At 50.1% G+C, this 4446-nt stretch carries 8 protein-coding genes; all 8 read left to right on the forward strand.

Going from position 1 to position 4446, the window contains the following annotated elements:
* Positions 1–156, forward strand: coding sequence for an integrase core domain-containing protein (locus BRW63_RS30120; RefSeq protein ID WP_083583271.1), 156 nt, complete (start codon positions 1–3; stop codon positions 154–156).
* A gap of 117 nt (positions 157–273) precedes the next feature.
* Positions 274–930, forward strand: coding sequence for a reverse transcriptase domain-containing protein (locus BRW63_RS26600; protein ID WP_223257535.1), 657 nt, complete (start codon positions 274–276; stop codon positions 928–930).
* A 329-nt stretch (positions 931–1259) separates the two neighbouring features.
* Complete coding sequence (locus BRW63_RS27970) at positions 1260–1499, forward strand: hypothetical protein (RefSeq protein ID WP_143162134.1); 240 nt, start codon at positions 1260–1262, stop codon at positions 1497–1499.
* A 236-nt stretch (positions 1500–1735) separates the two neighbouring features.
* Positions 1736–1990: a hypothetical protein gene (locus tag BRW63_RS26610; protein WP_073075325.1), complete on the forward strand. Its 255-nt coding sequence runs from the start codon at positions 1736–1738 to the stop codon at positions 1988–1990.
* Between the two features lie 27 nt (positions 1991–2017).
* Positions 2018–2281 (forward strand): hypothetical protein, encoded by a 264-nt coding sequence (locus tag BRW63_RS26615; RefSeq protein ID WP_223257536.1) that lies wholly within the window; start codon positions 2018–2020, stop codon positions 2279–2281.
* Positions 2263–2754 (forward strand): hypothetical protein, encoded by a 492-nt coding sequence (locus tag BRW63_RS26620; protein ID WP_143162135.1) that lies wholly within the window; start codon positions 2263–2265, stop codon positions 2752–2754. Before BRW63_RS26615 ends, BRW63_RS26620 begins: the two co-directional genes overlap by 19 nt.
* A gap of 227 nt (positions 2755–2981) precedes the next feature.
* Positions 2982–3266 (forward strand): hypothetical protein, encoded by a 285-nt coding sequence (locus tag BRW63_RS26625; protein ID WP_073075328.1) that lies wholly within the window; start codon positions 2982–2984, stop codon positions 3264–3266.
* 114 nt (positions 3267–3380) lie between these two features.
* Positions 3381–4040: a hypothetical protein gene (locus BRW63_RS26630; protein ID WP_073075329.1), complete on the forward strand. Its 660-nt coding sequence runs from the start codon at positions 3381–3383 to the stop codon at positions 4038–4040.
* The last annotated feature ends 406 nt before the right edge of the window (positions 4041–4446 follow it).

The following is a 4446-nucleotide window of genomic DNA, read 5'->3' on the forward strand; positions in this document are numbered from 1 at the left end:
TTGATTTATCTCAAAGCGTTCGAGGATGGTCAACACTTAACGCAAGAGGTCAACCAGTGGTTTCGTTGGTACAATCAAGTCCGTCCGCATCAAGGATTAGATTATCAAACACCAAATCAAGTATATTGTGATAATCTAAAGAAACAAATGGAATGACAAAGCAATCGAGACCTTAAACACGAAGGCGAACGGATCTGAGAGTCTCAATCCCTAGCTTATTCACCCCCTGAAAACTGTCTGGTCTTGGGGGTTCACTTCACCATTGTCTCGCCGGTGATTGCCAACGTGTTCCTCGACACTGTGCTCGACCAGTGGTTTGTCACGGTCGTCACCCAGCACTGTCGCGGGTACTGTGCGCTGATCCGGTACGCAGACGATAGCATTGCTGTGTTTGAGTGTGAGGACGATGCACAGCGCTTTATGCAAGTCCTGCCGAAACGACTGGCAAAGTTCGGACTGCGACTCAATCAGGAGAAAACTCAACTGCTGGCATTTGGCAAGCGTCGAGCCTGGCAGTCCTTCAAAGCGGGGGAACATCTCCCCAGCTTTGATTTCCTCGGCTTCACCCATTACTGGGGTAGGAGTCGCAATGGGAAAGCTCGATTGAAGCGCAAGACCTCGAAGAAGCGATTTCGCCGTGCCCTGGTGTCTATCAATCAATGGTTGCGCCAGGAACGTAACGCTCGTAAGCTGCCAGAACTCTGGCAAGCATTGGGGCGGAAGCTGCGGGGACATTTCAATTACTTTGGAGTCACCGATAACAGTCGGGCACTTTACTGCTTTGAACGGGCAGTCCACAGACTGCTGTTGAAGTGGTTGAATCGCCGTAGTCAGCGCCGTAGCTTCACGTGGGAGAGCTTCCTGCGCTACCAAGCCAGATATCCTCTGGCTAAGCCAGGTCGTCTCGTGTCACTCCATCCCACCTGGTAAATGACCGAATGAAGAGGCTTGTGCGGGAAAACCGCAGGCAGGCTTCTGTGGGGGTGAAGCTCCTGACTGTGCATGGCTGAATCTTGTGACACTCTCGTGTTCCGAAAGGTGAGAGCAACCGGGAATACAAAGCAAGCCTAAACATTGGCAGGAGTCTTCTCTACCCGACCTGAGACCCCTACAACAAAAACGCTGAGGCGTAACCCATTCCCACTTCAGCCCTAGTAACGATTCGTAGGAGATAGACCAAAAAACTTAACCCAGGGCAGAGCGCGAACTCTTCCTGGATGCTCCACAGCAGACTTAAACCACCTATGGAGACTCTAATTATGTCCACAAGATCGACCGATAACGCATTTCCTGTTCACAGCACTGACTTCTTTGAGGGATCGCCGATCGGCACCACCACCCATCACGGGCTGACCAAACGAGAATACTTTGCAGCGATCGCACTGCAAGGGCTACTCGCTTCCACCCACTGGTCTTTCGGCTTGAAAAGCTTTCGAGTCAGCCCACTCCATCAGATGCAGACTTTGCAGCAATTTCCGTTCAGCAAGCGGATGCCCTGATCGCAAAGTTGTCAGAGCGAACTGAATAATCGAAAGGGCGATCGCCTCCAGGTGGTGGAGGCGATCGCCCTTTTTTGCTTGCCCATTAACCAATCCCATCATGAACCAAATCACCAAACTTAAGCCCGTCCCCCGGTGGGAGTCAGTGCAGACAGACCGTTACCCGATCGTCAACCAGCAGGGCATCGACTATCAGTTAGTGCCCCTTTCCCTGATCGAGAAGCTGAGAAGCGATCGTGAAAACCTTGTCTGGTTTGCGGTGGAACGGCCGCCATCGCGATCGCCGCCGCCGTCGCCCTGGTCGCTGGGGTGTTGCAGGTGCCACCGCCGCCAAGAAAGGGGCAGACGTTGCCAAAGCCAAAACCCTCTACGGTCTGACGGGCAAATATGCCGGAATGGGCTACAGCTTGGGCGCGGCTCACGACGAAGCCCAAGTGCGAGTGAGGGAATATCAAGCCCTGCACACCGAAGTTAACAACCGTTGGAAGTAAAACTAGGAGTTTAATTCAATGATTCGGATGGCTAGATTCTCCAACTATGTTGGGTTGGGTCTAGCCATTAGTTCGTTATTGGGACTGATGGCTAGACATCTCGCTCCTTTGGGCATCGGCGTATGGGTCACACTGCTGCTACTGCTGGCAGGGTTGGGTATTGCCCTGATCTCTGGCAACCTGCTCGATCAGCATTTTGGCTGGGTGCAAGACACCTCGCTCGCACTCGCGATCGGACTACTCGGAATCTTCATTATTAGGAGCGCGATCGGATGGCTAATTCTGGCTTAAAGCAAGTTGACCCCGGTTTGCCGTGGGACCTGATCAACTCCCTGAGAGAGCGAGAAATCGCCCACCGACTGATGAGACAGCATCATCTCAACCTGGCAACCGACGATATCGAGTTTGATGGCACCCTGCGAGAGTTGCAGTCAATGTATGAGCCAGAAGCGGAAGGAACCACACCTCACGCTCAACTGGCTCTACCAGGCAAAGCAGCCTATCTCTTAAAAGTGCAGCAAGAAGCCATGCAGGCGTGCGGTGATATTGGCTGGGCTTTAATCGAATATGTGAGCGGTCAAGGTGCCCAACATTGCGAGAAAGATGGCTGGATTTCAAGTGAGAAATTACGCGCCAATTGGGGCAAAAAATTCGGCTTAAACACTGAACATATGAAGAGCTTGCTATCAGCATTAGTCAACATTCAAGTAGGAGAATGGCGCGATTCTTCCCTCAAAGAATGGCGGTTAATCCTAACACTTTGAACCCGTGCCAAAATTTCGGATCGGACGATCGGATAATCGGACGGATTTTCGGATACCTAGTCCGATTTCCGTCCGATCCGAAATCCGAAGGTTTGTCCGATTTTGTCCGATCTCCTCATCCGAAAATTATGCCGCTCCACAAACACCCATTGAATGTAATAAGAAAAACCTCCCTAGAAGTAATCTAGGGAGGTTTATCATTGAAAAATGTTGTAGTTCCTATCATTATGACTGACCAACCCTCAAACGGACTGCCCGATCGAGTTGAACGTTTAGAAGTCGATATGCTTGATGTCAAAGTCTCGCTCAATCGACTCATCGATATCTTTTATCAAAGCGACGCTAGAACCACCGATGCCTTAGAACGAACCACCAACGCGATCGAGCGACTCTCTGAAGCCCAAATCAGAACACTGACGATCGTTGAAGAGATGCAATCTGAAGTGAGAGGACTGCAAACCGAAAATCGGCGTATCTGGCAAGTGATCAGCGATCGACTTGGCTTGGAGTAATGACCTTCGATCGTCCTTTCCTCACAACTTGGGAATCATAACAAAGCCCCTCTCAGTGCAACTTGAAAGGGGCTTTGATTTGAATTCAATCCATCATCTACCCCAAGTTTACCCATGCCGGACGATCTGTTTAAGCTTTGCATTGTCTTAGTTACGATTCTCGGTAGCTGTGTCTTGCTCTTATTCGCGCTCAACGCTTGGTACGATAAGGCGGCTCGAAGCCCAAAATCGAAGCGACGATCTCAAAGGTCACGAGTCGTCTATCCATCTAAGTTCCGACCTCGCAATTTTGGCATCCGTTCCGATCAACCTTGGATGATGGGCATCGTCGGCATGGTACTACTCTCGGCTCTTTCAACCGCGTTTTCACCTGCTAACAGAACTACGTTTGCTCCAAACACTGAAGACTACATCCCCATGCCTCCCCCACAATCAATGGGTGCCACTGGCTCAGACTTGGTTCAGCTTTCTATCACAAACTCCACACCTGAAGAAATGCGAGTTTTCTTCAAAGGTGTTGAAAAACAGTCAGCGATCATCCCACGATGTCCAGAATGCCAAGTCTACGCAGTTTCACCTCTCAACTGTCCTACCAATGGCGTAAATCAGACCTACACTCTTAGTTCAGGTGAATATGAGATCGATATCCTCTTCACAGGTGCCAACACCAGACCTTACCGAGGGCGTTGGACGCTAGAGAAAGGAACTATTTACAAAGATTGCTTTACTCTCACCTACGGCACGCCGCGACACGACGATCGACGGCAATGGTGAGTTTGTGGAATTTAGAGCACGATCGTCACTAATCCGGTACCAATCGTTAGCGATAGCGGGACCAACCGTCAGCCATGTGAATGTTTATAGATGGACAGTCAGTAAGGAACTAAATCTATGTCAGCTTTACTCAATGTCAGCTTTACCACGATCGTACCTGGGAACAGTTCAAGCATATTCAGAAAGGCTTGGAAGGTTCTCCCGGTGTGCGATTAGCTTTCCAGGACGGAGTGGTTGAAATATTCACGCCAGGACAGGCTCATGAGATTTTTAAGAACATTATTGGATTTCTACTAGTAGACAGTCAATGCAGGAATGATGGATAATGAAGACCCACCGTTCCCCTACCTGAGAACGGAACCATGCCTGCAAAGAAGTACAAGGTAACGCTGAGTGCAGAAGAACG

The sequence above is a fragment of the Phormidesmis priestleyi ULC007 genome (genome assembly GCF_001895925.1).
GTDB lineage: Bacteria > Cyanobacteriota > Cyanobacteriia > Leptolyngbyales > Leptolyngbyaceae > Phormidesmis_A > Phormidesmis_A priestleyi_A.